The sequence below is a fragment of the Streptomonospora salina genome (assembly GCF_014204715.1).
Classification (GTDB): Bacteria; Actinomycetota; Actinomycetes; order Streptosporangiales; family Streptosporangiaceae; genus Streptomonospora; species Streptomonospora salina.
The window spans coordinates 3,741,895-3,767,340 of sequence record NZ_JACHLY010000001.1; the positions used below are offsets into that span (position 1 = coordinate 3,741,895).

Here is a 25,446-nt window from a genome sequence, read left to right on the forward strand (position 1 = left end):
GTGCAGGAGTCGAGAAGGGTGAGCGTGGCGGCAGTGCGAGCCGAAGCAGTGCGCCGGCCACGGGCATCCGATCCCCCGCGCCGGCCCCGGTGCCTCGCCGCGCTCCTGTTCGATCACCGGTCCCCTCGCGCGCGATCACGCGGAGCCCGCTCGATCGCGGTCTCCGCCGCTCGCGGTGCAGGGGTAGGGAGTCCGCAGCCGTACCCCGGCTCTCCTACGCTGCTTGGGAGCGCTCCCAAGGCGCGACGTCCCGAACCCGCCGCCGCGCCGACCGTGCGGCGGAGATGACGACGACTGAGGAACGACGATGACTTCGAACGGACTCCCCGAACTGCCCCCCGACTTCCTGCTGGGGGCCGCCACCGCCTCGTACCAGATCGAGGGCGCCGTCCACGAGGGCGGCCGCGGCGCCTCCATCTGGGACACCTACAGCCACACGCCCGGGGCCGTCGACCGCGGCGAGACCGGCGACGTGGCCTGCGACCACTACCACCGGTACCGCGAGGACGTCGGGCTGCTGCGGGACCTGGGCGTGGACGCCTACCGCTTCTCCGTCGCCTGGCCGCGGATCCAGCCCGACGGCCGCGGCCCGGCGAACCCCGAAGGGCTGGCCTTCTACGACCGCCTCGTCGACGAGCTGCTGGCCGCCGGCATCGAACCCGTGGCGACCCTGTACCACTGGGACCTGCCCCAGGCGCTGGAGGACGAGGGCGGCTGGCGCGTGCGCTCCACCGCGGAGCGCTTCGGCGAGTACGCCCGCATCCTCGCCGACCGCCTCGGCGACCGGGTCGGCCGGTGGATCACGCACAACGAGCCGTTCTGCGCCGCCTTCATCGGCCACGCCGTCGGCCGCCACGCCCCCGGAACGCGCGAGGGCACCCCCGCACTCGCCGCCGCACACCACCTGCTGGTCTCCCACGGCCTGGCCGCCCGCCAGCTGCGCGCCTCTGCCGCCGAGCACGGCCGCAGCGCGGAAGTCGGCATCACGCTGAACCTGGACCGGATGATCCCGGCCACCGACTCCGCCGAGGACCGGGCGGCCGCCGACCGCGCCGAGACCCTGCACAACCGCGTCTGGCTGGATCCGCTGCTGCGCGGCCGCTACCCGGAGAACGAGGCCGATACCTGGGGCGTGCTCGCCGACGGTTCCTACCGCCGGGACGGGGACCTGGACATCATCGGCCAGCCCCTGGACTTCCTCGGAATCAACTACTACCGGCCGGGCAAGGTCAAGGACGCCCCGCACGACGAGCCCGATCCCGCCCGCCGCACCGCCGACGACATCCGGGTGTCCGACGTGCCCTTCGACGGGGTGCGCCACACGCAGATGGACTGGCCGGTGGTGCCGGAGACCTTCACCGACCTGCTGGTCGACCTCCATCGCCGCTACCCGAACCTGCCGCCCGTGCTGATCACCGAGAACGGGTCGGCCGAGGCCGACACGGACCGCAGCGACGAAGGACGGGTGCGCGACACCGACCGCATCGACTACATCCGCGGCCACCTGGACGCGGTCGCCGAAGCGATCAAGGCGGGGGTGGACGTCCGCGGCTACTTCGTATGGTCGCTGATGGACAACTTCGAGTGGGCGTTCGGCTACGACCGCCGCTTCGGGATCGTCCGGGTCGACTACGAGACCCTGGAGCGCATCCCCAAGGACAGCTACCACTGGTACCGCGGCCTCGTCCGGGAGCACACCGCCAAACGCGGGTGACCGGCGGGCGCCGGCCCTCGCGGCGACGGCACCGCCGCCGCGAGGGCCGGCGCGGTCCGGCCGCGCCGGGAATGACGGCTGTCACGGCCCGACGCTGACATCGGCGACTACAGGGCGGATCCGCGCCGCGGGAGACTGGCGCCATGGAACACGGCGCCCCCGCACCCCCGCCCCCGGCCGAAACCGCCCGGCGACGCCCGAAGACGGCGCTGCCTGCGCGCGCTCCGGGCCGCGTGTGGGCGGGTGCCGGAGCCCTCGGCCTCGCCGCGGCGGTGGCCGCCTACCTGGTCATGCCCGGGAAACCGCCGGCCGAGCCCGGCGGGGCGGAGTTCGACGGGGACCCGGTCCTGGCGGATTCGGTGGCGGCGAGCGTCGACGGGCGCGAGGACCGCGTGCAGGGGCTGTCGGTGCTGGAGATCGACGGCGAAGAGACCCGCACCCTGGTAGGCGGCACGACCGGTGCCGGGGAGGCGGTGAGTGAAGAGACCCGGTTCGAGACGGGATCGGTGTTCAAGGTCGTCACCGCGATGACGCTCGCCGACCTCGCCGAGTCCGGCGGGACCTCGCCGGACCGCACCCTCGGCGAGGTGTTCGGCGACCTGGACTTCGCCTCGCCCGCAACGGCCGAGATCACCCTTGAGGAACTCGCCTCCCACCGCTCGGGGCTGCCGCGCATCCCGGCCGAGGCCACGGCCGCCGGCGTGGCCACCCCCTTCACGGTCACCGATCCCTACCGCGGCATGCCGCCGGTCGAGGAGTCGCTGGCGGCGGCGGTGCCCGCGCAGGGCGAGCCCGAATGGAGCTACTCGAACTTCGGCTACGCCGTGCTGGGCGCCGCGCTGGCCGAGGAATCCGGGACCGCCTACCCGCGACTGGTGCGCGAACGCATCTTCGACCCGCTGGGTATGGACGACACCGTCATGCGCGGAGCCGGTATCGACGGGCTCCCCGATGATGCGGCGCCGCCGCATGCGGTGCCGGGCAAGCGCACCGAACCGTGGCGGTCGCAGGACTACCTGCCCGTGGGCATCGGCACCTGGACCACTGCGGGCGACCTGGAGCGGTTCCTGCGCGCGGTCATGGACGGCACCGCACCCGGCGCCGCGGCCGCGGAACCGGCCCACCGCGGGCCGGCCCCCGAGAGCCGGATCGGTCTGGGCTGGATCACCACCGACTTCGGGGACGGCGTCGAGGTCGTGCAGCACGGCGGGGGGACCTACGGGTCCACAGCGTTCATCGGCTTCCAGGGGGAGCGCGGCGTGATCGTGCTCTCCAACAGCTTCGCCGCCGACGCCGCCGTGATCGGGCCGCGCCTGATGGGCGCGCCCGACGTGCCTCCGCTGTCCGCCTCCCCGGCGACGTCGCCGGTGTGGGGGCTGGCAGCCACACTGCCGCTGGTGCTCCCGCCGCCGCTGCTGGCGCTGTCGCTCATGCTGCGCCGGCGCACCCTGGTGGGGCAGCGCCCCCTGGACCGGCTGCGTGTGGTCTCGATGACCGCGGGAACGGCCGCCGTGCTCGCGGCGGCGCTGGTGACGGGCGACTGGGTCGCCGCACCGCCGGTCGTGTGGGCGGCGTCCGCCGGCGCTGTAGTCGCGGCGGCCGCGGTCGGCGCCTGGCGCTGGCCGCGCGCCGCGGTCGAGGCCGGTCGGTGGCGGTGGCTGCACGTCGCGTTCTTCTGCCTGTCGGCGTCCGTCTCCGCGGCGGTGGCGCTGACCGCGGCCGATGCGCTGCTGGCCGCCTACGGGTAGCCGCCGGCCGCCGCGGGCCCCGCCGGCTCAGGCCGCCGGGAGGCGGTCGCAGACCTCCAGCAGCCGGGCCCGCAGGTCGCCGGAGCGTTCGGCGAAACCGCGCTGGGCCTCGACATAGGCGGCCTTGCCCTGCGGGGTTTCGATCTCGACCGGTTCGTAGCCGTGGCCGCGCAGATCGTAGGGTGAGGCCCGCATGTCCAGTTCGCGGATGTCGCGGGCCAGTTCGAAGCAGTCGGCCACCAGTTCGCCGGGGACCCCGGGCGAGAGTTTGTAGGCCCACTTGTACAGGTCCATGTTGGCGTGCAGGCAGCCGGGCTGGTCCGTCTCCACCTGGGACTCGCGAGTGGGCTGGAGCGTGTTCCGGGGGCGGGCGGCGTCGGTGAAGAACCGGAACGCGTCGAAGTGCGAGCAGCGGACGCGGTGCGATTCGACGACCCGGTCGGTGCCTTCGGCGCCCAGCCGCAGCGGAACCTGCGCGTGGCGCATTTCGTCGGCGGGCAGCCGGTAGACCATGGCCCACTCGTGCAGCCCGAAGCAGCCCAGATGGGCGGGCCGCTGCTGCACGGCGCCCAGCAGCGCGCGCACGAACTCCACCGTTCTGCCGCGTTTGGCGGCGAACGCCTCCGTGTCCAGGGCGGCGCCGCGCACCGTGCGCCCGCGCGCGTCGGCGGCGCCGGCTTCGCGGTACCACCCGCCGGCGCCGGAGGGGGCGCCGCCTTCGAGTAGCACCCCCGGGCCGGGGTGCCAGCGCCGCAGCTGCGCGGGACGGTGGCTGTAGTAGGTGAAGAGGAAGTCCTCCACCGGGTGGGCGATGCCGCGGCTGCGCCGGTCGAGGTGGCCGGCCAGCAGCGCGTCGACGCGCTCGTGGTGGCGCCGCTCGCGCTCGCGCCAGGTGGCGGCGTCGAGCACGCCGAGCGCATCGCGCGCGTCGGGGCCGCCCTCCGGAAGGGCCGCCGTCGCTTCACCGCTGTGCTCCATCGCCCCCAGGGTAGGGCGCCGCGCCGCCCCGGCCGTCCGGACGGCCGGGGCGGCGCGGCGGAGGATCGCGAGCGTGAGCGTCGTCTCCCTCGCGCCCCCGCGGCGACCGCACGTACGGGCCGATCGCGGCAGTGGGCGGGCGAAGCGGCGCCTCGGGCGGGATTCCGGCGGGCGCGCCCGGGCCCGTCGCCGTCCGCGCGCCTTCGCGCACGGGACGTAGCATTGCGGAGCTGACCTCGGTGGGGACCGCGCCCGGCGCGGCCGGCCGGTCGGCGCCACCTCCTCACGGGAAAGGAACACCGGGCATCTGATGTCACCCGAAGCGATCGGTTTCGCGCTCCTGCTCATCGGCGTCGTGCTGCTGGCGGCCAAGCTGGTCCGCGTGCGATGGAAGCTGGCCCAGCGGCTCTTTTTGCCCAGCTCGATCATCGGCGGCGGCATCGCGCTGCTGCTGGGCCCCGACGTTTTCGGGCGCGTCGCCTCGGCGCTGGGCACCGACCGCTTCGCCGAAGGCGGGCTATGGGGCGGCGGCGTACTGGAGGTCTGGAGCGCCCTGCCCGGTCTGCTGATCTCCGTCGTCTTCGCCGGGCTGTTCCTGGGCCGGCGCATCCCCAACGTGCGCGAGGCGGGGCGCCTCGCGGGGCCGCAGATCACCCTCGGGTTCGCGTTCAGCTCCGGCCAGTACGTCGTGGGCCTGCTGCTGGCGCTGCTGGTGCTGGGGCCGGTGTTCGGCCTGCCGCCGCTCACCGGCGCACTCATCGAGATCGGCTTCGAGGGCGGCCACGGCACCGCGGCCGGCCTCAGCGGGACCTTCGCTCAGGCGGGCTTTCCCGAGGGCGAGGACCTGGCGCTGGGCATGGCCACCATCGGTCTGCTCACCGGCATCGTCGCCGGTGTCATCCTCATCAACTGGGGTGTGCGCACCGGACGCACCGCCGAGCTGTCCGCCTCGGCGGAACCGTCCGTGACCGAGCGGATGGGCGTGGTCGAGCGGGAGAACCGGACGGCGGCGGCGACCCTGACCGTGCATCCCTCCTCGGTCGAGCCGCTGGCGCTGCACTTCGGACTGCTGGCGATCGCCGTGCTCATCGGGCAGCTGCTGCTGTGGGGCCTTCAGGCGCTGGAGGCCGCGTTGTGGGCCGACACCGTCGAGCTGTTCGCGTACGTGCCGCTGTTCCCGCTGGCGATGATCGGCGGTATCGCCATGCAGGTGGTCCTCGACCGCACCGACCGGCTGCAGGTCGTCGATCGGCAGATGGTCGAGCGCATCCAGGGCTTCTCGCTGGACGTGCTGGTCGTCTCGGCGCTGGGCACCCTGTCGCTGCAGGTCCTGGCCGCCAACTTCGTGCCGTTCGTGCTGCTGGCGCTGGTGGGCGTCGTCTACTGCATCGCGGTGTTCGTGTTCCTGGCGCCGCGGATGCTGCCGGACTACTGGTTCGAGCGCGGTATCGGCGACCTGGGCCAGTCGCTGGGCGTCACCGCCACCGGACTGATCCTGATGCGGGTGGCCGACCCCGAGCTGCGCACGCCCGCCTACCCCGCTTTCGGTTACAAGCAGCTCATCCTCGAACCGTTCTTCGGAGGCGGGCTGGTCACCGCGGCCGCGATCCCGCTGATCCTGCAGTTCGGCGCGGTTCCGCTGCTGGTGGTGATGGCCGTGCTGCTGGCGGCCTCGCTGCTGCTGGGCTTGCTGTACTTCGGCCGCCGTCGCGGGCCGGCCGGGGCCGCGGCCCCCCGTACCTGACCCGGGAGGCCCGGGCCCGCGGTCCGGGCCCGCGGTCAGAACGACTGGGCGCGCTCGAAGAGCGTTTCGGCGGCGCCGCCCAGGTGGGGGCCGTACTGGGTGCGGCTGTCGTCGGCGTATTTGAAGCTGATCACCGAGACCACGGTGCCGGTGCCCGTCTCCGGGTCGAAGTCGTTGAGCCACGGGCCGCCGCTGGAGCCTTCGGTCATGGCACAGGCCATGCCCTCGGCGGTGGTGCCGCCGTCGTCGCCGACGGTGTCGCCCGTGCAGTAGCGCAGCCGGCGGCCCTCGAACCGGCCGGTGGCCGGGTACCCGAACGCGTAAGTGGGGTCGTCGGGCTCGGCGCCGAAAGCGATGGGCTGGGCGCCGACCCGGTCCTGGACGTGCTCGCCGTCCGAGGGATTGAGTACCGCCATGCCGAAGTCGTAGCTGTCGTCGGCCTGCTGCGACCACTCCGGGGCCACGAACATCTGCCGTGCGGTGTAGCGCCCGTCGGGGCTCTCGCCGTCGTCGTAGCCGGGCACGAACGACCAGTTCTCCACCCACGGGCCGGTTCCGTCTTTGAGGCAGTGCCCGGCGGTGAGGACCGTGTCGCGGTTGTCGGCCGAGACGACCGCGGCGGAGCAGGTGAAGTCGCGCCCGTCGAGAGTGAGGAAGACCTTGCCGGTGGTCGCGGCGACGCGTCCGCCCCCGGTCCAGGGCCGGGCGGCGCCGGCGTCCCCGGACGCCTGCGGCTCGGGGGCGTCGGGCAGGACTCCGCCCGCGAGGTCGTCGAGGCCGGGGATCAGCGGGGTCGCCCCGGCCATGCGCCGCGGGGTCCAGTAGTCCAGGACCGCGCGGCGCTCGTCGTCGCCCACGGCCGCGGCCTGGCGCACGAATCCGGGGGCCCGCTCGACGGGCGCGGTCCGGTCCTGCGCCGGCTCGGGGGAAGGAGCGACGGCCGCGGTCGACGCTCCACCGCCTCCGCCCTGGTCGGCGTGGTCCTGCGCGGGCTGGGTGTCGGCCGAACCGGTCAGCGCAGTGACCGCGCCGAGCAGGGAGGCGATGAGTTTGCGGGAGGCGGGTGAGCGCATGGCCCAGAATCATGCCACACTTTGCGTAATCGTGTGACTACTTTAAGAGAGTTGGCGGGTCGCTCCGGCGTCCGCGGGCCGTCGGCCCGCTCGCACGTGCGGTTCGGGCGCCGCCGGACGTGTCGGGATCGGCGACAATGGCAGTGTGCGAATCGCGGAGCAGCTTCTTGCAGACGTCCCTGCCAAGCGCCGGCGCGAGGTCGTGATCCTCGGCTCCACCGGCTCCATCGGAACCCAGGCGATCGACGTCGCCACCGCCGAGCCCGACCGCTTCCGCGTCGTGGGGCTGGCCGCGGGCGGCGGCCGGCCCGACGTGCTGGCCCACCAGGCCGCGGTGCTGGGGGTCGAGGCGGTGGCCGTGGCCGACGAGCGCGCCGCCGGCGACGTCTCCGCGCGCCTGCGCGAGCACGGGTCCGCGGCCAAGGTCCTGGCCGGTTCCGAGGGCGTGGCCGAGCTCGCGGCCTGGCAGTGCGACGTGGTGCTCAACGGCATCACCGGCGCGCTGGGCCTGGAGTCCACGCTGGCGGCGCTGCGGGCCGGGCGGCTGCTGGCGCTGGCCAACAAGGAGTCGCTGATCATCGGGGGTCCGCTGGTGCGCGATGCCGCCCAGCCCGGCCAGATCGTGCCCGTCGACTCCGAGCACTTCGCGCTGGCCCAGTGCTTCCCGCGGGCCGCGCCGGGCGAGCTGTCCAGCCTCGCCCAGGGCCAGGTCGCCGCACCGCTGAAGGAGGTCCGCCGACTGGTCATCACCGCTAGCGGCGGCCCGTTCCGGGCCCGCACCCGCGACCAGTTGGCGCGGGTGACCCCCGCCGAGGCCATGAACCACCCGACGTGGGACATGGGTCCGGTGATCACCGTGAACTCGGCCACGCTGGTCAACAAGGGGCTGGAGGTCATCGAGGCCCATCTGCTCTTCGACATCCCCTTCGACAGCATCGAGGTGGTGGTGCACCCGCAGTCGGTGATCCACTCGATGGTCGAGTACGTCGACGGATCCACCCTGGCCCAGGCCAGCCCGCCCAGCATGCGCATCCCCATCGCCTACGGCATCGGCTGGCCCGAGCGCGTCGGAGCCGCCGCACCGCCCGTCGACTGGACCGCCGCCCATACGTGGACCTTCGCCCCCCTCGACGGCGAGGCGTTTCCCGCGGTGGCGCTGGCCTGCGAAGTCGGGGCGGCCGGAGGGACCGCGCCCGCGGTCTACAACGCCGCCAACGAGGAGGCCGTGGCCGCCTTCCTCGGGGAAACCCTGGCATTCCCCGCCATCGTGGACACGGTGGCACAGGTAGTCTCAGAACACCGGGCGGGGGCCGCAGCGTCCCGGCTGTCGACGGCCGAGCTGTACGCGGCCGACGACTGGGCGCGCCGCCGCGCCCGGGAGCTGATCGCGCGGGCGGTATGACGAGAGGTACGGGGAGAAGTCCATGGTCGCGCTACTGACCGCAGCGGGGATCGTGCTGTTCTTCCTCGGGCTGCTCTTCTCCATCGCTTGGCACGAGCTGGGCCACCTCGCCACCGCCAAGATGTTCGGAATCCGCTGCACCCAGTACATGGTGGGCTTCGGCACGACCCTGTGGTCGCGCACGCGCGGCGGCACCGAGTACGGCGTCAAGCTGGTGCCGCTGGGCGGCTTCGTGCGGATGGTGGGCATGATCCCGCCCGCCGCGAAGCCCGCCGACGACTCGGCCAAGCCCATGTCGCGCTGGCGGGCGATGATCGAGGACGCGCGCGAAGCCAACAACGTCGAACTCGAACCCGGCGACGAGCACCGCCAGTTCTACCAGCGTGCGCCCTGGAAGCGGATCATCGTCATGGCCGCCGGGCCCGGGATGAACGTGATCCTGGCCGTGGCGCTGTTCGCCGCCATCATGATGGGCATCGGCGTTCCGCAGAACACCACCACCGTCAACACCGTGACCAAGTGCGTGCTGCCCGCCGACGCCGCCAGCACCGACTGCGCCCCCGGAGCCGAGCCCAGCCCGGCCATGGAGGCCGGAATCCGGCCCGGCGACGACATCGTGGGCGTGGCCGGCAACCCGGTCGACGACTGGCACGAGGCCAACACCGCGATCAAGCGCAGCACCGGGGCCACCGACATCACCGTCGAGCGCGACGGCCGGGCCCGCACTCTCACGGTCGACCTGATCGAGAACCGGGTGGTGGCCCGCGACGACGCCGGGGAGGTCGTCTACGAGACCGGCGCCGACGGCGAGCCGGTGACCGACGACCGCGGTTTCCGGGTGCCCGAGACGGAGGAGGCCGGGTTCCTGGGCATCACCTTCGCCCAGGAGCGCGATCCGCTCACGCCCGCGCAGTCCGCCGGGCGGATGTGGGAGACGACCGTGGGTGTGTTCGACGCCCTGATCGGTCTTCCCGGCAAGGTCGACGACGTCTTCCGCGCGGCGTTCATGGGGGAGCAGCGCACCGTCGACTCCCCGGTGGGGATCGTGGGCGCTTCGCGCATCGGCGGGGAGGTGCTGTCCCAGCCGATCCCGCTGACCGACCGCGTCGTTTTCCTCGCCAACATGCTCGCCGGAGTCAACCTGTTCCTGTTCGCGCTGAACATGGTGCCGATCCTGCCGCTGGACGGCGGGCACATCTTCGGGGCGCTGTGGGAGTCGGTGCGCCGGGGTCTGGCCCGGCTGTTCCGGCGGCCCGACCCCGGACCCTTCGACGTGGCGAAGCTGATGCCCGTGGCCTACGTCGTGGTGGCCTGCTTCGTGGTCTTCAGCCTGATGCTGCTGGTCGCCGACGTGGTCAACCCCGTACGCCTCACGCAGTGACACCGGGCGGCCCGGCCCGCGTGCGCGGTGCGGCCGGGCCCCTGCCCGTTGTGACGGCGGACGCCCGCCGTGTCGGCGATGCCGCTGTGCTCCCGCTATCGTGCTGGATGGTGCGCATGGGGCCGGCGGGGCGGATATGATCGCCGTTCATCCGGCGTGTGCTTCCGCATGGCCCCGCTTCGCCGGTGATCTCCGGATCCCGATGCGGGGCGAATCACCGCAATCACGCTGCGAACGGTCACCCTCTGTTTTCCCGTCCAGGGCGTAACGTCCCTGTCGATACGGGTAGCCTTGGCGGCGTGTCGGAGCGTCCGGAGTCCGATCCGGCGCCCCCGGCGGCGGCTCTTCGCTGTCCGCTGCCCAGTTTTCAAACCGACTTCGAACGACGCTGCCGGCCGAGCCCCCGGCAGCCGTGAGGTGAGAACGCGTGACCGTCGATCTTGGAGTTCCCGCCGCCCGCCCCCGGCCGTTGGCCCAGCGGCGGCGATCGCGGCAGATCATGGTCGGCAATGTCCCGGTCGGTGGGGACGCCCCCGTTTCCGTGCAGTCGATGACGACCACCGTCACGTCCGACATCAACTCCACGCTCCAGCAGATCGCCGAGCTGACCGCATCGGGCTGCCAGATCGTCCGCGTCGCGGTTCCCAGCGCCGACGACGCCGAGGCGCTGCCGATCATCGCCAAGAAGTCCCAGATCCCGGTCATCGCCGACATCCACTTCCAGCCCAAGTACGTCTTCGCCGCGATCGACGCCGGCTGCGCCGCGGTGCGCGTGAACCCGGGCAACATCCGCAAGTTCGACGACCGCGTCGGCGAGATCGCCAAGGCCGCGAACGACGCCGGGGTACCCATCCGCATCGGCGTCAACGCCGGTTCGCTGGACAAGCGGCTGCTGGAGAAATACGGCAAGGCCACGCCCGAGGCCATGGTCGAGTCGGCGCTGTGGGAGTGCTCGCTGTTCGAGGAGCACGGTTTCCGCGACATCAAGATCTCGGTCAAGCACAACGATCCGGTCGTGATGATCAACGCGTACCGCCTGCTGGCCCAGGAGTGCGAATACCCGCTGCACCTGGGCGTCACCGAGGCCGGGCCCGCCTTCCAGGGCACCATCAAGTCGTCCGCGGCCTTCGGCGCCCTGCTGTCGGAGGGGATCGGCGACACCATCCGGGTATCGCTTTCGGCGCCGCCGGCCGAAGAGGTCAAGGTCGGCAACCAGATCCTCGAATCGATGGGCCTGCGCGAACGCGGCCTGGAGATCGTCTCCTGCCCCAGCTGCGGCCGTGCGCAGGTCGACGTCTACAAGCTGGCCGACGAAGTCACCGCGGGCCTGGAAGGCATGGAGGTCCCGCTGCGCGTCGCCGTCATGGGATGCGTGGTCAACGGCCCGGGGGAGGCCCGCGACGCCGATCTGGGCGTGGCCTCCGGCAACGGCAAGGGCCAGATCTTCGTCAAGGGCGAGGTCGTCAAGACCGTCCCCGAGGAACGGATCGTCGAGACGCTGATCGACGAGGCGCAGCGCATCGCCGAGGAGATGGAGACCGACGGCGCTGCCTCCGGCGAGCCCACGGTCTCCGTCGCGGGCTGACCCGCGGCGCCGGCCGCGCCGTTCGCCCCCGGGCCGGCCCGCAGCCGCCCCACCGCCCCACCGCTGTCGGCCCCGGCGGGCACCGCGCCCGCCGGAGCCCGCCGCTGTCCGGATCCGCGCGGTGCCCCGCCCGCCGTTCCGCGCGGCTCCATGCCGTGTCGCTTCCGTATGCCCACTCCGGATACGGAGAGAATTCACTCGATGACACGACGTCGAAAGGGTGTGGGTGTGGCTGCTTCCCGACGGGCTGCCGCAGTGGCCCTGGCCGCAGCCGCCGCCGTGCTGGCGCCCGGAGCGGTCGCGGCCGACACCGGACCGCGGCCGCAGCCGCAGCCGGAGTGGGGGGAATGCACCGACCTGGACGTCCCCGACGGCATCGGGATGCGCTGCGCCCGGCTGACCGTCCCCCTCGACCACGACGCGCCGAGCGCCCGCGGCGCCACGGCCGAGCTCGCACTGTCCCGCGTGCCCGCACGCGCCGAGCGCCGGGGCACGCTGGTGGTCAACCCCGGCGGGCCGGGCAGCCCCGGCCGCCTGTGGGCGGCGCGCACCGCCGCCTCGCTGCCCGACGAACTGCGCGAGCACTACGACGTCGTCGGCTTCGACCCCCGCGGTACCGGGGCGAGCACCCCCGCCGTCTCCTGCGACCCCGCCCACTTCGAGCCGCCGCGCCCCGACACGGTGCCTCGGACCCCCGCCGACTCCGCCAGGATGACCGACCGCGCCGCGGACTACGCCGCCGCCTGCGCCGACTCCTCCGCCGGGCTGCTGGAGCACATGACCACCGCCGACTCCGCGGCCGACATCGACGCCCTGCGGACGTCGCTGGGCCTGGAGCGCATCGACTTCCTCGGCTACTCCTACGGCAGCCTGCTGGGCGCGGTCTATGCCACCCTCCACCCCGACCGGGTGCGCCGCCTCGTGCTGGACAGCGTCGTCCACCCCGGACGGCCCTGGTACGAGAGCAACCTGCGGCAGAGCCGCTCGCTCGACGACGCCGCCCAGAACTTCTTCGCCTGGGTCGCCCGCCACGACGACGCCTACGGCCTGGGCACCACCTCCGACGAAACCGCCGCCGCCTACTACGGCACGCGCGCGCAGCTGGCCGACCGCCCCGCCGGCGGTGTCGTGGGCCCCCACGAACTGGAGAGCGCCTACCTCCCCGCCGCCTACAGCACCGCCGCCTGGCCCGACCTGGCGGGCGCCCTGGCCGACCACGCCGCAGGCGACGGCGCCGCCCTCGCGGACGTGTACGACACCTACGGGCAGAGCCCGGAGGACGACGCCTCCTACGGCGCCTACCTCGCCACGCAGTGCACCGACGCCCACTGGCCGAAGGACTCGCGCACGTGGCTCGCCGACGGCGCCGAGACCCACGCCCGGGCCCCGTTCCACGCGTGGAACAACACGTGGTACAACATGCCGTGCGCCTCCTGGTCCGCCCCGAGCCGCACCTGGTTCGATGTCGACGGCGCCGCCGTCGACGACGCCCTGCTCGTCCAGGCGAGCGAGGACGGACCCACGCCTCTGCCGGGCGCCTTCGCCATGCGCGACCGCTTCCCCGGATCCCGGCTCGTCGTAGAGCGGGGCGGGCTCTCCCACGGTGTCGCGCTGGGCGGCAACCCCTGCGTCGACGGCGCGGTCGCCGACTACCTGGGCGAGGGGATCCTGCCCCCGGCCGCGGACGGAACCGGCGCCCCCGACCTCTCCTGCCCCGCCGAGCCCGCCCCCGAGCCGGCCGCCCCGGAGGACTCTTCCGGCGGAGCGGACCGCGAACCCCAGTCCGCGCCGCGCCCCCTCCTGCTGCGGTGATCGGGCGCCGCACTCCGCAGCCGCCGCGCGCGGGCGACGGATGCGGCGGGGGAGCGCACCGGGAGCGGCACGGCGCCCGGGGTCGTTTAGTCTGGGAAGCGAGGACATGACTGTTCACGGCGCGGGCCCGACCTTTCGGGCCGCTACCCGGCGGCCGCGCCCATGCCGGCGGACCGCTTGCGACCGGACGGGGTGATGCGGGTGCTGCGGACCTCATCGGTGCGTGTACTCGGCGAAGGAGATCGCGACTCCGTCCGGGCCCTGCTCGACGCCGACCCCGTCGGCAACGTCTTCGTCAGTTCGCGGCTGCGCAGCGCCGGCATCGACGCCGGCCGGCTCGGCGCCGAACTGTGGGGCTACATCGAAGGCGGCCGCATCACCGCCCTGTGCTACGCCGGGGCGAACCTGGTGCCGGTCGGTGCCGGGCCCGACGCCGTACGCCAGTTCTCCGAGCATGCCCGTTGGCAGGGCCGACGGTGCTCCTCCATCGTGGGCCCCGTCGACACGGTCACCGACCTGTGGAACCGCCTCAGCCCCGCCTGGGGCCCGGCACGGGCCATCCGCGAGCACCAGCCCGTAATGGAGATATCCCGGATGCCCGCAGTCGGCGCCGATCCGCTGGTGCGCCGGGTGCGTCCGAGCGAGATCGGCATCCTGCTGCCGGCCTGCGTAGCCATGTTCACCGAGGAGGTCGGCGTCCCGCCCGACACCGGCGACGGCGGGTCGCTCTACCGCGCCCGCATCGAGGAACTGGTGCGCACCGGCCGCGCGTTCGCCCGCATCGAAGACGGCCGGATCGTGTTCAAAGCCGAGATCGGGGCCGTCACCGAGTACGCCTGCCAGGTGCAGGGCGTGTGGGTGCATCCCGAACTGCGCGGGCGCGGGCTCTCCAGGACGGGGATGGCCGCGGTCGTGCAGTACGCCCTCGCCGAGATCGCCCCGCGCGTCACCCTCTACGTCAACGACTACAACACCCCTGCCCGCGCCGCCTATCGCAGTGTGGGCTTCCGCGAGGTCGGAGCCGTGCGCTCGGTACTGTTCTAGTCCGTTGCGGCGCCCACGCGCCCGCAGGCCGCCACCACCGTCGATCTTGTAGCTACGGTGCGTGAAACCGTTTTCCCGTGACGTTAGCTACAAGATCGACGGCTCTGGGCGGCGCGGAGGGTGCGTTAGCGGGCGCGTTGGGCCTCCAGCGCTTCCGGGCCCATCGTGAACTCCGGGTCGATCTGGGACTCCAGGTCGGCTCCGATGGCCGCGTCGGCCCACGCGCGTGCGTTGCGCGCGTGGAACTGGGCGCTCTGGCGGGTGAATCGGGCCCAGTCCTTGGGGGCGGTGTCGGCGCTGTCGCGCATCCACGCCAGCGTTTTGACGTTGTCCTCTTCCAGTTCCGCCAGGCCGGGGTGGCGGCCCTTCTCCATGGCCCGCACGAACGGCGATTGGCCGAAGCACGCCGACAGCGCCGATCCCACGTGCTCGCGCAGGAACTCCACGTCGCCTTCGTCCTGCACCTTGTTGCCGATGACGCGGATCTCCACGTCGTGGTCGCGCGCGTAGTCGGCGTACTGGCGGTACACGCCTACGCCGCGCAGGGTGGGTTCGGCCACCAGAAAGGTGACGTCGAAGCGGGTGAACAGGCCGGAAGCGAAGGAGTCGGCGCCGGCGGTCAGGTCGACCACCGCGTACTCGCCGGGCCCGTCGACCAGGTGGTTGAGGTACATCTCGGCGGCGCCGACCTTGGAGTGGTAGCAGGCCACGCCCAGGTCGTCCTCGTTGAAGGGGCCGGTGGCCATCAGGGTCGCGCCCGCGGCGGGCCGGCCGAAGCGGCGGTGGATCGGGTTGCCGGGGTCCATGTCCAGCAGCCGCGAGCCGCGTCCGGGCGGTGTGGTCTTGATCATGGTGTCGGCGGAGGCGATGCGCGGGTTGCCGCCGCGCAGGATCTCTTTGATCTCGGACAGGTGCGCCCCCAGCGGAGGGACGTCGGCCTGCTCGTCGGGCGCCAGTCCCAGGGCCGCGCCCAGGTTCTGGTTGATGTCGGCGTCGACGGCGACGACGGTGGCGCCCGCAGCCGCCAGGTAGCGGGTGAACAGGGCCGACAGCGTCGTTTTGCCGCTGCCGCCCTTGCCGGCGAATGCGATTTTCACGGGGCCTCCCGGGTATGCGGTGACGGATCACGGGGCCGCGGCGCGCCGCCGTCCCGCGGCGGCACGCCCGACAACGGAAACGATTATCGTTCCTGATGGGGGTGTCTGTCACTCGATTCACCGGATCGTGTCCTGGCGGCCCGGTGGGCCGGCCGCCGGGTGGGCGAGGCAGGTGCCAGCACATCCACGCCGCAGCTGCGCGTACCATGAACAGGCAGGTCACAGGGTCTTTCCGGTGTCGTTCCGGCCTCCCCCGGGCTGGGCCCGGTCCGACACGGTTCCGTGTTCTGCGGGGTATGCGGGAGTCATCGCGGCCGGATGTGCTGTCCTGGTGGAGGTGTGGCGTTGTCTAAGGTGAGGCCGTCGGCTGTCGCCCGGTGGTGATGGGGAGTGAGACGGGAATGAGCGATTCGCAGCGACTCCGCGAACACGCCGCTGCCGACACGGCCACCGGCCTCCGTCCGGGCGCCCGCGGGCGCGGCGGCCCCGAGGACTCCGCAGAGGAGATCGAATCCGAGGCCGGTGCCCTGGAAGCGAGTGAGGACGCGGGAGCCGCTACCGACCACACCGTGTGGAGCTGTGTCGGCAACCTCACCGCAGTGCGTTCGATACGCGCCCGCGTACGGGAGTTCCTGGAGCGCTCCAAGCCGCCGCAGAACGTGTTGGACGACGCCGAGCTCGCCTCCAGCGAACTCGCCACCAACGCGCTGCTGCACTCCCGTTCGGGCCAGACCGGCGGGGTGATGACGCTGTTCATCCGCTCGGGCCGCGACCGCGTGCGCGTCGCCGTCGCCGACCAAGGCGAGAAGAACCAAGCGCCCGACTCCGGCGACACCGGTGCCGGCCGCACCGACACCGACGACTACGGACGCGGCAAGCTCATCATCGAGAGCTGCACCACCCGCAGCGGGGAGTACTTGACCGACACCACCCACGTGGCGTGGTTCGAGATCGATATCGACGACGGGGCCTGACGTCCCGGCGCCCGGCACCGCAACCGCCCGCCGCGTGTTCAGCCCGCCGCGTGCCGGACGGCGATCCGGCGGGGCGTCGGCGAGCACCGCACAGTGGCGCCGTGGGTATCGGCTACGGCGGCGACGCCGCGGTCGTCGGCGGTGGTCGTGGTGACCACCGAGGCGCCGGCCCACAGCGCGGCGGCGCCGAGCACGGCGCGCTCGGACTCGTCGCATCCGCCGTCGAGCACCACGCTGTCCCACCGGGTCAGCGCGAGCTCGCGGCTGACGGTGTGGAACCGGCTCAGCAGCTCGCGGTGGCCGTGCAGCGTGCTCTCGATCCCCGACGCCCCCGCGGAGCAGCTCAGGATCCCGTTGTCGAAGAGCCCCCGCGCGGGGTCGTAGCCGCTGCCGTCGGGGCTGGGCTGCAGGAGTTCCCTGAAGGGCGTGGTCTCGGGCGCGTCGCCGAAAGCGACCACCTGGCGCACCCGGGAGCGGTCGGCCAGTTCACGGGCGATGCCCGCCAGCGGCGCGGTCACCAGGACCATCCGGGCGTCGACGGCGGTGAGGATGTCGGTGATGGTCTCCAGATCCGAATCCAGATCCAGTGGCAGGGCCAGTCCGCCCATCGCCATGACGGTGTATACGGCGGTCAGCCGATCGGGTCCGACCGGCGCGAGGACGCCGATGATGTCGTCGGGACACATGCCCCGCCGCCCCAGTCCCGCAGCGGCCCGCTCGACCGTGGCGGCGAAGTCCGCGGCCCCCACCGCGGTCTCCCCGTCGCCGGTCACGGTCGGGCGGGCCTCGGTGCGGCGCAGCCGGGCCAGCAGGCCGCCGGTGAGCGAGCCCACCGGTGCTGCGCCGCCGAGAAAGGGCGGTCGGTCGTCGTCGGCTCCGTCGGCCCTCATCGGTCCCCCATCTAGCGTTCGCGGGCCGGGCTCGTCACGCCCCCTCCACGTGACGAGCCCGGCGCTCCCCGCGCGGCCGGTGCTCGGGCGCCTCCCCTCTGCGCGCCCGAGACCCCCGCGCGGGTTCCCAGCGTCCGCCCTGGACCGACCCGCGGTCGGCGCCATCGGCCCCGCGCCCCCGATCGGCACGACGGGGGCGCGGCCGGGGCCTACCGCCGGCGCGGCGTCCACGGCGTCCCCGGAGGTTCCCCCCGGGGGGTTCGGGCCGCGTCCGCGTCGTCCGCCGGGGGCGTTGTTCCCGGACGCGATCCGATGTCTACGACTCTAGCGTTTTACTGCGCGTTTGCACATGCATAAACCCGTGCAGCTGCATATGTAGTTTCGGGTGGTCCGCTATGTAGTGCACGCAGATGCAGGTCATCCGCCGGTCACGAGGAGACCGAGTGTCGGCTCACCCATGAGGAGATCTGCCGGCGGGAGTTGAAGCCCATCTTGCGGTTGATGTTGGCGACGTGCCGCGCCACCGTCGCCGGAGCGATGACCAGCCCGTCGGCGATCGCGCGGTTGCTGCGGCCCTCGCCGACGAGCTCGGCGATCTGCTGTTCGCGGGGTGTGAGCGCCGCCCGCGGCGGCGCGGAGGACGGGGACGGATCCGGACGGGCACGCGGCATCCGCCCGGACTCGGCGACGTTGGAAGCCAGCTCCACCGCCTCCTCCAAGGCGAGCCCGCGACCCTCCTCCCACCAGGCGCGGCCCTCCCCGGGCGCGCCCGGGGAGGTCGTGTCGACCGACAGGGGGAAGCGGGGCGAACCCGGCCCCGTCCCGCCGGCGTTCTCCAGCAGCGCCGACGCCGCGCCCGCGCACCGTGCCGACTCGGCGGCCATCCCCTGCCCCGCGGCGACACCGGCGATCGAGACCAGCGCGTCGGCGATGCCGTCGCGCTGGCCCGTGGTGTGGCTGAGTTGGAGGCTCTCGCCGAGGTAGTCGTAGGCCTGGGCCACCGACCCGAGCCGGGGAGCGATCCGGCCCACGCCGGCCAGGCAGGCCGCCAGCTCCGGGAAGGCACCGATGGTGCGGTGGATGTCCATCGCCTCGCGGTAGCAGCGGTCGGCCGTCTGCACGTCGCCCTGGGCCTCGGCCACCGTCCCCTGGACGGTGAGCGTCGTTCCCACGCCCCAGCGGTGGTCCATGCCGCGCATGATCATCAGAGCGGTGTTGAACCGCCCCTCGGCTTCGGCGAAGGCGCCGGTGCGGGCGGCCAGCGCCCCCTGGACGTTGAGCGCGATCGCTTCGTGCCACAGGTCGCCCGCGGAGCGCGCGAGCTCCAGCACCTCGTCGGCGATCCGGTGGGCTTGGGGGTCGGTTTCGGTGCCGCCGCGGACCGTGGCGAGCATGGCCAGCAGGGCCTTGGCGAGGCACACCGAGCCGAGGTCGCCCGCCGACCGGCACAGCTCCGCGCCCTCGCCCGCCTGCGCAGCGGCGTCGTCGAAGCGATTCCGCGGCCAGGAGAGCTCGGCCTGGTGCACCATCACCTTCCCGCGCAGCGCGTCGGTGCCGGGACCGTCGTCGCCGGCCGGCTGCGAACCGCCGTCCATGGCCAGAAAGGCCGCGGCCCACTCCTGGCCCTCCGTGAACCGGCATCCGGTGAACCACAATGGGCGCAGACCCGCGCAGATCCGCAGACCGTCGCGGACCCGCCCCTGCCGCGCCGACCAGTGCAGGGCGGCGCGCAGGTTGTCGTACTCGGCCCACGCGCGGTCCCAGTAGGCGTACCGCTCGCTCCAGGGCATTGCGCGGCTCGACAGCGCCACGCCGCCCAGATCCTCGGCGAGGGCGATCATCCGGCCGGTGTGCCGGGCGTGCACGGCCTCCTGCTCGCCGGACTCCGCCAACCGCGCGCAGGCGTGCTCGCGCACGGGCCCGGGCAGGCGGTAGCGCACACGGTTCTGGTGCTCGCCCGTCAGGGTGATCAGCGACCGGTCCAGCAGCGCCGAAAGCAGGTCGAGGACGTCGGCCTCCGCCAGTGGCGCGTCCGCGCAGACCTGCTCGGCCAGCTCCAGGCACCAGTTGGGAAAGACCGAAAGCCGGCGCAGCAGTGCGCGCTCGGGATCGCTCAGCAGCGAGCAGCTCCAACCCACGACGGCGTCCAGCACCCGCGAGCGCGGATGGCCGTTGCGCTGATCGCCGGTCCCGGCGCCCTTCAGCGCCGCGGCCAGCCCGGCGTCGATCGCCTCGGCCCCGAGATGCCCGGCCCAGGCGGCGGCCAGCTCGACGGCCAGCGGGATGCCGTCCACGCGGCGGCAGATCCGCTTGGCCGCCGCCAGCTCCTCCGGAGTCTCGGCGTAGTCGCCGACCGCGGCGCGCGCCCGGTCCAGGAACAGCCGCACCGCGCCGTCCGCGGCGGGCTCGGCGCCCTCGGCGGAGGGCGGGACGGGCAGCGGCGGCACCCGCCAGACCGTCTCGCCGGCGATGCGCAGTGACGCACGCCCGGTCGTCAGCAGCGAAACCTCGGGGCACGACGCCACCAGCCGCGCGCCGACCTCGGTCACGTGCTCGGCCACACCGTCGACGCCGTCGAGAACGAGCAGCAGGCGGCGCCCGCGCAGCGCGTCGCACAGGGTCTCCAGCGGGTCGCGGCGACCCTCCTCGGTGATGCCCAGCGCGCCGCAGATCCGTGTGGCCACCTCGGCGCGCGTCGCGGAATCGGCCAGGGCGGCCAGCCACACGCCGTCGGAGAACAGCGCCGTGGCCTGCGCGGCCAGCCGCAGCGCCAACCGGCTCTTGCCGACGCCGTCGGCGCCGGTCAGCGTGAGCACGCGATCGGCCTCCAGCAGCCTGAGCAGGTCGCTCAGGTCGCGGTCGCGGCCGATGAGGCTGTCGGATTCAACGGGGAGATTCTGCCGCGCGGGCGCGGTCTGAGGTGCCATGGCCTTCACGCGAGTAGGCGGTTCGGGGGCCGCACTCACCTTGCCTGGAGGTAAGGGCGGGGTCGGGGACCGGGGGTGGTGCGTGCTCTCGTGCCTAGGGCTCTGTCTTATTAGGCCCACACTCGGTATGCAAGCGGAACGGTGGAATCGGCGGCGCCGATCGCGTCGGCACAGGCGGCGATCGCGGCGCCTCCCCCCGCCTCCGCCCTCCGCGCGGGCGGGGCGCGCGCCCGGACCGGGTGCTGGGCGCCACGGCCTACTCCTCGGCGGCGATCCGGTCCCATCTGCGCCGGCGCACCGGTGGCGACCAGATACGACACGCGGGCCGCGGTCTATGACGGCACGGTCCAACTCGCCGCGATCCGGATCCGGCTGCGCGACCTCACCCGTTCGAAAACACGCCCCGGATGTAATCTCCCGACGTGCGACGTTCCGGAATGTTCCCGAAAATTTCTTGACGTCGAGCGCGTTATCACTCACATTCAGCGGCAAGGGCATCGACGCCCCCGACCTTCCGGGTGGGTCTGTCGCATCGGAGTCACGTCCAGGAATGCGGCAGGCCGCCCGGAGAAATGTTAGCGCTAACATCCCCCAGTGCAGGCCTAGAGTTCGCGTCGGCCCCCTCCAGGCGGACCGTGCAGCTCCAGGCCTCGAGAGGAAGGATCATGTCTACGTTGAGTAGGTTTCCGATCGCGCCGCCCGTGCGGCTGCGAGGGGTCCTGCGAGCCGTCATCGCCGGCGTGATGGTCATGGTGGTCGGCAGTGCCGGCACCGTGGTCGAACCGGCACCCGCCGCGGCCGCGACAGTCGACACGAACGCGTCGTACGTGCTGGTGAACCGCGAGAGCGGCAAAGCGCTGGATGTGTACAACCGGGACACCGACAACGGGGCGCGGATCACCCAGTGGACCCGGAACGACCAGCCACAGCAGCAGTGGCGGTTCGTCGACTCCGGCGACGGTTACTACCGTTTGCAATCACGGATTTCGGACAAGGTGCTTGACGTCTACAACTGGTCGACCGCCAACGGTGCCGATATCGTCCAGTGGACCGACTACGACCAGGCCAACCAGCAGTTCCGGCTGGAAGACTCGCCCGGCGACTACGTCCGGTTGATCAACCGGAACAGCGATAAGGCCGTCGAGGTACAGGGCGCCTCGAACGCCGACGGTGCCGACATCGTGCAGGCCGACGACACGGGTGGCGACCACCAGCAGTGGCGACTCGTCCGGGTCGACGACGAGGGGGCGGATGACACGTGCGCTCTCCCCTCGACGTACGACTGGACCTCGACCGGCCCGCTGGCGCAGCCGAGGCAGGGATGGGCTTCGCTCAAGGACTTCACCTACGCCCCCTACAACGGCCAGCATCTCGTCTATGCGACGAACCACGACACGGGATCGTCATGGGGCTCGATGAACTTCGACCTCTTCAACGACTGGTCCGGCATGGACTCGGCCGGCCAGAACCCGATGCCCTTCTCCGCCGTCGCACCGACTCTCTTCTACTTCGCCCCCGGGGACGTCTGGGTGCTCGCCTACCAGTGGGGCGGACCCGCCTTCTCCTACCGGACATCAACCGATCCCGCCGACGTGAACAGCTGGTCGCAGGCGCAGACCCTCTTCGACGGAAGCATCGCCGACTCCGACACAGGCCCCATCGATCAGGCGCTCATCGGCGACAGCACGGACATGTACCTGTTCTTCGCCGGAGACAACGGCCGGATCTACCGGGACAGTATGCCTATCGGCGACTTCCCGGGCAGCTTCGGCTCGACCTCGACGACCGTCATGTCCGACAGCACCAACGACCTGTTTGAAGCGGTCCAGGTCTACAACGTCGAGGGCCAGGACCAGTACCTCATGATCGTCGAAGCGATCGGCGCGCAAGGAGACCGCTACTTCCGCTCGTTCACAGCCGACAGCCTGGACGGCACGTGGACACCGCAGGCCACCACCGAAAGCAACCCCTTCGCCGGCCAGGCCAACAGCGGCGCCACCTGGACCGACGACATCAGCCACGGCGAGCTGATCCGCACCGACCCCGATCAGACCATGACCGTCGATCCCTGCAACATGCAGTTCCTCTACCAGGGGCGCTCCCCCGAGTCCGGCGGCGACTACGGTCTCCTGCCGTATCGGCCGGGTCTGCTGACACTGCAGCGCTGACAGGCAGCGTCGGACTGCGGGGGCCGGCTCGTCGTCGGTGGCGACGTTGAGCGGCTCCCAACACGAGAGGATGCGGTGGCGTCGGTCGAATCCGGAGCGTCGCCCTGCGAAAGCAGGGTCCCGGCGGTGCACCCGCGGGTGGAGCCGCCGTTCGGCGGTCGGTCCGACCGGCGCCGCCGCTCACCCACAGCGCTAGGCGGTGGCTCCGCTTAGGGTCTGTTTTTCGGAATCGGGAGTGAGGCAGGGCCCGCCCCGGCACACTCGACGGCCGTGTCCGGTCGTTTCGAGCTCACCGGTGCCGAGCGGGCCCTGCTCGCCCCGTTCATGCCCGCCTACCGGATCGCCGCCGAGGAGTAGGCCGCCAACGTCGCAGGAGCAAAGGTGCGGCGGGCGACCCGTTCGAAAACCACGCTCTAGCGCCGCAGCTTGTGGTCGTCGACCCACTCGGCCAGCTGCGCGCGGGAGGTGATCAGCAGCTTGCGGAAGATGTTGGCGATGTGGCGGGCCGCGGTCGCCTGGCTGATGGTCAGCTCGTCCGCGATCTGCCGGTTGGACATCTCCTCGCCGACCAGGGCGGCGATCTCGCGTTCGCGCCGGGTCAGCAGCGACGGCAGCGGCTTGCGCGGCGCCGGGAAGGAGCAGGCCTGCTCGACGACGTGGTCCAGCGGCAGCGTGCGCCAGGCCTTCCACGCCTTGTCGGCGACGTCGGACGCCAGTACGCGCTCCACCCGCTCGTAGAGTCGCTCCGCGCGCGGCGAGGGCTGCTGCAGCGCCGAGTACAGCCGCGCGGCCACACCGGCCAGCGAGGCTGCGCGCTCGGCCTGCTCTTCGACGAGCGCGAGCTCGGCCAGCGCCTCCAGCGACCGCGCCACCGCGCCGCGCCTGCCCGCCGCGGCGCTGATCCGCAGGGACCCGGCGAAGCGGCGCCGGGCGCCGGAGACGTCGCCGCGGGCCAGCTCCAGATGGCCCATCGACGCCGAGCAGCGGGCGGTCTGCGGCTCGACCCCCATCTCGGTGAGGATGCGCATCGCCTCGCCGAGCAGGTCGGCCGCCGCCTCCAGGTCGCCGCGCTGGGTGGCCAGAACACCCAGGCCGTTCAGGCACCGCGCCACGCACCAGCGGTCGTCCAGCCGGTCGGCCACCGCGATGCTGCGCTTGAGGTAGCCCTCGGCGATGCCGGTGTCGCCGCGCCGGCGCGCCAACCGCCCCAGCGTTCCCAGCGCGGAGACTTCGGTGAAGTGGTCGGGCACCTGCTCGGCGGCCGCCAGCGCCGTGTGGGCGTTGGCGCTGCAGGCGTCGTCCTGGCCCATGCGCAGCGCGGCGGCCGTCAGCACTCCGAGCGCGATCGCCTCGGCCGGGGTGTCGTCGCAGCCGCGGGCGGTCTCCAGCGCCGTCGCGGCGATGGAGGAGGCGGTGCCGGCGCCTTCGACCTCCAGGCACAGCTCGGCGTGCACCGCCAGCGCGCGGGCGCGCACCCGCGGAGGCTGGGTCTCGGGCGCGACCCACAGCAGCTGCCGCAGCGAGCGGGTGCCGTCGATGAACAGTCCGCGTACGACCCAGTAGGGCCGCAGCGCGACGCACAGCCGCAGTCCCTCTTCGGCGCGGCCGTTGTGCTGGGCCCAGGTCAGCAGCCTCGCCGTGTTCTCACGGTGGTGGTCCAGGAGGTTCAGGTACTCCAGGCGGCGCTGCCAGGGCAGCGGCCGGGCGATCCGGGCGGCCAGATCCTCCATCCGCGCCACGGCCTCGTCCAGGCACCGCTGCCAGATCTCGGCCTCCTCGCCGGCCGCCGCCAACCGTTCGGCGGCGTAGGCGCGCACCGTGTCGGGCATCCGGTAGAACACGGTGCCGTCGAGCTCGGTGTCGAGCATGATCAGCGACTTGTCCAGCAGGCTCGACAGCAGGTCCAGCACAGCGCCGGGTTCGACCCCGCTGTGGGCGCACACCCGTTCGGCCTGGTCCAGATTCCAGGTGCCGAAGACACTCAGGCGGCGCAGCAGCACCTGCTCGGAGCGGCCGAGCAGATGGTGGCTCCACTCCAGAACGGCGCGCAGCGTGCGCTGGCGGGCCGGAAGCCCGCTGCCGGAGGCGACCAGCAGCCGGAACCGGTCGTCGAGGCGGTCGAGGATCTGGGGGACCGACAGCACCCGCACACGCGCCGCGGCGAGCTCGATGGCCAGCGGGACGCCGTCGAGCATCCGGCAGATACTGACGATGCCGTCGGCGTTTTCGGCGGTCACCGTGAACCCCGGCCGCGCCTGGCGCGCGCGGGCCGCGAACAGCCGCACCGCCTCGAACCGGTGGGCCTGGTCGGGCGTGGTCGCGCCGGGCGGGGAGCCGTCGGCGCCCCCGCGCGTCGGCGGGGGCAGCGACATCGGCGGCACGCGCCAGACGGTCTCTCCGGGCAGGCGCAGCGGCTGGCGGCTGGTGGCGAGGATGTGCACGCCCGGGCTGGAGGACAGGACCGCGCGGCACAGCTCGGCCAACGGCTCGACCGCGCGTTCGCAGGTGTCGAGCAGCACCAGGGCCTGCTGGTCGCGCAGGTCGGTGACGATCGCGTCCAGGGGCGGTTTCTCGCTGTTCTCGAGGACCCGCAGCGAGCGGGCCACGGCGCGTACGACCTGGTCGGGCGAGGCGGCCTCGTCGAGGTCGACGAAGCGGACGCCGTCGGCGAAGGCCGGTGCGACGAGCTCGCTCACGCGCACGGCCAGGCGGGTCTTGCCCATGCCGCCGGTTCCGGTGAGGGACACCAGGCGGTTTCCGTCGACGACCCGGCACAGGTCGGCGATGTCGCGTTCGCGGCCGATGAGCGGGCCGGCCGCAGGGGGCGGGATTGAGCGCGGGGTGGTCATGGCCTCGTTCGCTAGGCAGCCGCGTCGTCAAGGCCGCACCGGGGGTGCGGCGGCGCCGGC

The 25,446-nt window shown here is 72.8% G+C and carries 16 protein-coding genes; 10 read left to right on the forward strand and 6 right to left on the reverse strand.

From position 1 onward, the window contains the following. Window positions 1–307 precede the first annotated feature (307 nt). On the forward strand, window positions 308–1,714 hold the full coding sequence (locus HNR25_RS16950) for a GH1 family beta-glucosidase (RefSeq protein ID WP_184636639.1): 1,407 nt from the start codon (window positions 308–310) through the stop codon (window positions 1,712–1,714). A 143-nt stretch (window positions 1,715–1,857) separates the two neighbouring features. Then, on the forward strand, window positions 1,858–3,462 hold the full coding sequence (locus tag HNR25_RS16955; protein ID WP_184636641.1) for a serine hydrolase domain-containing protein: 1,605 nt from the start codon (window positions 1,858–1,860) through the stop codon (window positions 3,460–3,462). A 27-nt stretch (window positions 3,463–3,489) separates the two neighbouring features. Here HNR25_RS16955 and HNR25_RS16960 read toward each other — a convergent pair whose 3' ends face one another. Continuing rightward, window positions 3,490–4,440, reverse strand: coding sequence for a 3-methyladenine DNA glycosylase (locus HNR25_RS16960; RefSeq protein WP_246463706.1), 951 nt, complete (start codon window positions 4,438–4,440; stop codon window positions 3,490–3,492). Window positions 4,441–4,750: 310 nt separating this feature from the next. On the opposite strand from HNR25_RS16960, the gene HNR25_RS16965 reads away from it, so the two are divergent. Beyond that, window positions 4,751–6,184 carry a sodium/glutamate symporter gene (locus tag HNR25_RS16965; RefSeq protein ID WP_184636643.1) on the forward strand — a complete coding sequence of 478 codons (1,434 nt, stop codon included), beginning with the start codon at window positions 4,751–4,753 and terminating at the stop codon, window positions 6,182–6,184. 35 nt (window positions 6,185–6,219) lie between these two features. Here HNR25_RS16965 and HNR25_RS16970 read toward each other — a convergent pair whose 3' ends face one another. Continuing rightward, window positions 6,220–7,257, reverse strand: a complete 1,038-nt coding sequence (locus tag HNR25_RS16970) for a trypsin-like serine peptidase (RefSeq protein WP_184636645.1) — start codon at window positions 7,255–7,257, stop codon at window positions 6,220–6,222. Between the two features lie 202 nt (window positions 7,258–7,459). Between HNR25_RS16970 and dxr the strand changes: the two genes are divergently transcribed. From dxr to HNR25_RS16995, 5 genes are all read left to right on the forward strand, one after another. After that, window positions 7,460–8,659, forward strand: coding sequence for a 1-deoxy-D-xylulose-5-phosphate reductoisomerase (dxr, locus tag HNR25_RS16975; protein ID WP_312862737.1), 1,200 nt, complete (start codon window positions 7,460–7,462; stop codon window positions 8,657–8,659). Between the two features lie 22 nt (window positions 8,660–8,681). Continuing rightward, window positions 8,682–10,040 (forward strand): M50 family metallopeptidase, encoded by a 1,359-nt coding sequence (locus HNR25_RS16980; protein ID WP_184636647.1) that lies wholly within the window; start codon window positions 8,682–8,684, stop codon window positions 10,038–10,040. A 427-nt stretch (window positions 10,041–10,467) separates the two neighbouring features. Further along, window positions 10,468–11,625 (forward strand): flavodoxin-dependent (E)-4-hydroxy-3-methylbut-2-enyl-diphosphate synthase, encoded by a 1,158-nt coding sequence (gene ispG / locus HNR25_RS16985; protein WP_184636649.1) that lies wholly within the window; start codon window positions 10,468–10,470, stop codon window positions 11,623–11,625. 228 nt (window positions 11,626–11,853) lie between these two features. Further along, window positions 11,854–13,437 carry an alpha/beta hydrolase gene (locus HNR25_RS16990; RefSeq protein WP_312862585.1) on the forward strand — a complete coding sequence of 528 codons (1,584 nt, stop codon included), beginning with the start codon at window positions 11,854–11,856 and terminating at the stop codon, window positions 13,435–13,437. A gap of 201 nt (window positions 13,438–13,638) precedes the next feature. Continuing rightward, on the forward strand, window positions 13,639–14,481 hold the full coding sequence (locus HNR25_RS16995) for a GNAT family N-acetyltransferase (protein WP_184636653.1): 843 nt from the start codon (window positions 13,639–13,641) through the stop codon (window positions 14,479–14,481). Window positions 14,482–14,606: 125 nt separating this feature from the next. On the opposite strand, the gene HNR25_RS17000 is transcribed toward HNR25_RS16995, so the two are convergent. Beyond that, window positions 14,607–15,578, reverse strand: coding sequence for an ATP-binding protein (locus HNR25_RS17000; RefSeq protein ID WP_184636655.1), 972 nt, complete (start codon window positions 15,576–15,578; stop codon window positions 14,607–14,609). A 401-nt stretch (window positions 15,579–15,979) separates the two neighbouring features. Here HNR25_RS17000 and HNR25_RS17005 point away from each other — a divergent pair, with 401 nt between their 5' ends. Beyond that, window positions 15,980–16,552 (forward strand): ATP-binding protein, encoded by a 573-nt coding sequence (locus tag HNR25_RS17005; protein ID WP_184636657.1) that lies wholly within the window; start codon window positions 15,980–15,982, stop codon window positions 16,550–16,552. Window positions 16,553–16,590: 38 nt separating this feature from the next. Here HNR25_RS17005 and HNR25_RS17010 read toward each other — a convergent pair whose 3' ends face one another. Both HNR25_RS17010 and HNR25_RS17015 read right to left on the reverse strand, forming a co-directional pair. Further along, window positions 16,591–17,442 carry an AMP-binding protein gene (locus HNR25_RS17010; RefSeq protein ID WP_184636659.1) on the reverse strand — a complete coding sequence of 284 codons (852 nt, stop codon included), beginning with the start codon at window positions 17,440–17,442 and terminating at the stop codon, window positions 16,591–16,593. Window positions 17,443–17,870: 428 nt separating this feature from the next. Then, entirely contained in the window at window positions 17,871–20,369 is a 2,499-nt protein-coding gene (locus HNR25_RS17015; protein ID WP_184636661.1) for an ATP-binding protein, read from the reverse strand. Between the two features lie 743 nt (window positions 20,370–21,112). On the opposite strand from HNR25_RS17015, the gene HNR25_RS17020 reads away from it, so the two are divergent. Beyond that, window positions 21,113–22,537, forward strand: coding sequence for a non-reducing end alpha-L-arabinofuranosidase family hydrolase (locus tag HNR25_RS17020; RefSeq protein ID WP_184639445.1), 1,425 nt, complete (start codon window positions 21,113–21,115; stop codon window positions 22,535–22,537). 413 nt (window positions 22,538–22,950) lie between these two features. Here the strand turns inward: HNR25_RS17020 and HNR25_RS26575 are convergent, their stop codons facing one another. Further along, window positions 22,951–25,386: an ATP-binding protein gene (locus HNR25_RS26575; protein ID WP_184636664.1), complete on the reverse strand. Its 2,436-nt coding sequence runs from the start codon at window positions 25,384–25,386 to the stop codon at window positions 22,951–22,953. Between the last annotated feature and the right edge of the window lie 60 nt (window positions 25,387–25,446).